The sequence below is a fragment of the Streptomyces sp. NPDC051286 genome, assembly GCF_044455345.1.
Taxonomy (GTDB): domain Bacteria; phylum Actinomycetota; class Actinomycetes; order Streptomycetales; family Streptomycetaceae; genus Streptomyces.
On the sequence record NZ_JBITER010000129.1, the window covers coordinates 1 to 3,622 of the forward strand.

A 3,622-nucleotide genomic window follows, 5' to 3' on the forward strand; every position below is an offset into this window, starting at 1 on the left:
CGTTTCGTACCGTCGCAAGTCGAAACGTAGCCGGGGTACGGCGTGTTCTGCATATCAGCCCAGGTCAACGACCCACGGAAGCGACAGGGGAGCCGAAAATCCTTTGTCACGCCCACCGCCACTTCAACGTCGTAGGGGACGGCGTACAGGCCGGTGATGTCGTTCTCTTCGCGCCACCGTCGCAGGGCTTGGTAGCCGTCCAGCCACACCAGTGACTCCGGGCGGTAGACCCGTGTGCGCAGGAATGCGGCGATGGTCGCCGCGTTTCTCGGCGAGGAGAAGTGCAGCAGCGCCGCCTCGGCAGCGGCGTGGGTGTCGTCTAGTTCCTGGTCCTCGCCGCTCGCCCCGACGATCCGCCCGTTCTCGTCGCGTCGGACGTGCACCTTGCGCTGTCCGCTGGTGGTGTTCTGCGGGGTTTTGTCGGTGGTGGTTCGGCATTGTGATGTCAGTGCGTCAGGTGTGGGGTTTCTTCTGTTCAGCTTGTCGCGGCTGGTGATTCGAGTGGTGACACGAATGCCGTTCTGGGGCTGACGCTTTTGGCGATGATGCAGGTCGGTTGGTTGCCGGTCGGTATGACGTGTCCGGTTTCACTGCCCTGTTGCGGCTGCTACGCCCACCCCACCCCGAGATCGGCCAGCGCGGCTCGCTGTGGAGGCGTGAGCTTGTCCTGCCTCAATTTCTTGTTCGATAGCCATACGCCCAGGCGCACGGTGGTGCCGTCGGGGAGTTCTTCGACGTGCTGCCTTCCGACTACGGTTTTCCCCTCGCGTTGGATGTACTGCGTCAGGGCCGCCACGCCCCGTGTGAAGGCGTCGGAGCCCTTGTCTGTCCCTGTCTTCGTACTGGTTCGCGTTGCGGTTTTCTGGGGCCGTGCAGCCGGTTTCACGCCCGCCTTGTCCAGGCGGTGTTGCTGTTCCGGGTTGAGTTGGGCCCAGTCCCGTCGCTGCCGTGCGAGCCAGCGTCCGATGTCGTCGCCGCGATGCGTCACCCCGGGCACGATCTCCTCGAGGCCGGCCCCGCCCGCGAGGAGGGCGGTGAGTCCGGTGTGGTGGCGTTGCCAGTCGACGGTCCACCCCAACTGTCCCGGGTTCCAGTCCGGGTCGATCGCGGCGAGCTGTTCGGCCCGCCGCGCCGCGCGTTCGGGATCCTTGCCCAGTCCGCCGGGGCGGCGGAGGTTGGTGAGCCATTGTCCGACGGGTTTGTCGAGGGCGGTGGCGTGGCGGGGTGCGGCGAGGGTGCCGGCCTGTGCGTAGTAGGCGCGGGCGGCGGCGAGGTTCTCGGCGAACGCCGTATCGGCGGTGTCCCACACCATGCCGAGCTCTTCCAGTTCGTCCGCTCGGGTGCTGGACATGGTCCCGGCCCGGTAGGACCGCCTCTGGTCGGACAGCCATCTGCCCAATGGGTAGGTGCCTTCCTGGTGTTCGTAGGGCACGTCCAGGGAGCCCTCGCGGTCGAAGTAGCGGCGTGCGGTGTCGTAGCCGCGGGTCCAGTCCTGGCGTTCGGTGTCGAGGATCTGGAACTTGACCCATTTCGCGATCATGACGGGGTCGCGGGGGGCGGCGAAGCGGAGCAGCAGCCGTGACTCGTCCTCACCGTTCTCCGGCTCCGGTCCGATGTTTTGCGACGGATCAACGACCTGCTTCTGGTTCTTCTGCGGAATAGCGAGCATTTCAACGGCACGCTCATCGTGCGCCCGAAGCCCTTCAAGGACTTTCACCAAGGGCCTATACGAGGAGGAGGTGAACATGTCTTCCGGCTGCTCGCCCCGCGCCAGGAACACGGGCACGATCAGTGTCGCAATCTTGCCCTGCCCGGGTTTCTGACGCAGCGCCCGGCCGATAGCCTGCACGATATCCACTGCCGACCCCTTCGGGTCCAGCAGCGCCACTGAATCCACCGCCCGGATATCAACGCCCTCACCCAACACACGGCAGTTCGAGAGCACGGCCCGCCCCGCCCGGCGCCCGAAGTCGGAGAGCACTCCCCGCCGGTGGTCTGTCTCGTGTTCCCCGCACAGCCAGTCGGCCCACACATGCTCCGGGTACCGCTCGGGATCCGACGCGTGCAGCCGGGCCGCGACCCTGGGCAGTCCCTTCGCGAACGCGGAGGCCTCTATGGTCCGGTGGTGGAAGGTGATGGTGGTCTGCAGCTGGTGCACCGTCATCGTCTCGAGCAGCGCGGCCTGCAACGCTCCCATGCGCTCACCGCGCAGCCGTTCCTCGCGGTTTTCGTCGCCGGCGAGGCGGGCGGGGGTGACGACGGGGTCGGTGAGCTCGACCACCACGATCTGATACCTGGCCAGAAGCCCGCGCGACACCGCGGATGCCAGCGAGAGTTCGTACACGACGGGTCCGTAGATTTTGGGGTCGTCCATGGAGCAGGCCAGCTCCCGCGGCAGGGGATCCCGCGCGTTCTCGAAGCCCTCCTGGCGCTCCGCCCACCGCGCCCGGGGCGGACGCTCCTTCCAGATCCGGGGCGTGGCGGTCATGTAGAGCCGGCGCATGGCGGGGATGACGTCCTGGTCGTGGATCGCGGCCCACGCCTTCCCTGCCGATCCACTTGTACGGTGCGCCTCGTCCACGACCACCAGGTCGAAAACGTCCATGGGAAGCCCGTACGCACCCTCGTGCGCCTCGGCCAGCACCGGCAGCGAAGCGTAGGTGGCATAGACCGTCACGGGACCGCGGCCGTGCCACAGAGCCAGCCGCGGCGGACTGGTCGTGGAACGCACATCGAGGTCCCACAAGTGCGGGTCATCATCCAGAGAACACACCGCCACGGCCGGGCCCGTGTGCCCGGCAGACCGCCATTCCCGCACCGTCTGGGTCAGTAGATCCAGGGTCGGCAGCAGCACGAGAACCCGCCCATTACGCGCGAGCCTCAACGCGGAATGCGCGGCAATGAAGGTCTTTCCCGTACCGCACGCCGCCACCACCGTGGCCCGCAGACCATTACGTGGAATCCGCTTCCCCGGAGGAATATCAAGACCGCGCACCACAGCGTCAACGGCTTCAACCTGATGAGGCCGAAGCGCAATTTTTTCTGTACTCGTCATATCTGTACTCCAGAATTCACGAGAGGGGTGGCAAGTTCTGACGGAGGGGGTAGTGGTTCCCTCGGGATGCTACACACTGCATCCCGAGATGCATCATCGTGATGATGTGCGGGCATCACTCTAGCGCAACAGGGTCCGGAGGCAGGGGCTTTCGGGTAGGCTCACGCATACACTGAGTGTTCTTCAGGAAGTGAAAGGTCATCACACACCGGATGGAGCGAAGCGGAGTCCGGTGCGCCCCATCCGACGGGGCCGGCCTCCCTTCGAGAGTGACGTCACGTCACCGGGCTCTGGGGTGCCGTGTTCTTCGGGATGCTACACAGGCCTGCACTGATGCACCCCCACCCGGTAGCCAGCCGTTCCGGCTAAGCCGGAACCAGGGTGGGGAAGCGAAGCGGACACACCCGCCTTTCGGGATTTAAGCGAAGCGTAATCCCAATTCCCGTGCGAAGCACGGGAATTAAGGCGTGAAACGCCGTCAACGAATTGCGAAGCAATTCGTCACGCCGTGCGAAGCACGGCGTTTCGCTTGCACAGCGCGCAGCGCTGTGGTACCCGCTCCGCGGG

The 3,622-nt window shown here is 65.7% G+C and carries 1 protein-coding gene and 1 pseudogene; both read right to left on the reverse strand.

Annotated features, from left to right (window positions below; genetic code table 11):
- Positions 1-89: 89 nt before the first annotated feature.
- Positions 90-401, reverse strand: a pseudogene (locus ACIBB8_RS37630) (helicase); the annotation flags it as partial.
- Between the two features lie 206 nt (positions 402-607).
- Complete coding sequence (locus ACIBB8_RS37635; protein WP_398959894.1) at positions 608-3,055, reverse strand: Helicase associated domain protein; 2,448 nt, start codon at positions 3,053-3,055, stop codon at positions 608-610.
- Positions 3,056-3,622 lie beyond the last annotated feature (567 nt).

Excerpts from the sequence above, each read along its gene's own strand:
- ACIBB8_RS37635 (WP_398959894.1), bottom strand. The coding sequence starts at position 3,055 with ATGACGAGTACAGAAAAAATTGCGCTTCGGCCTCATCAGGTTGAAGCC.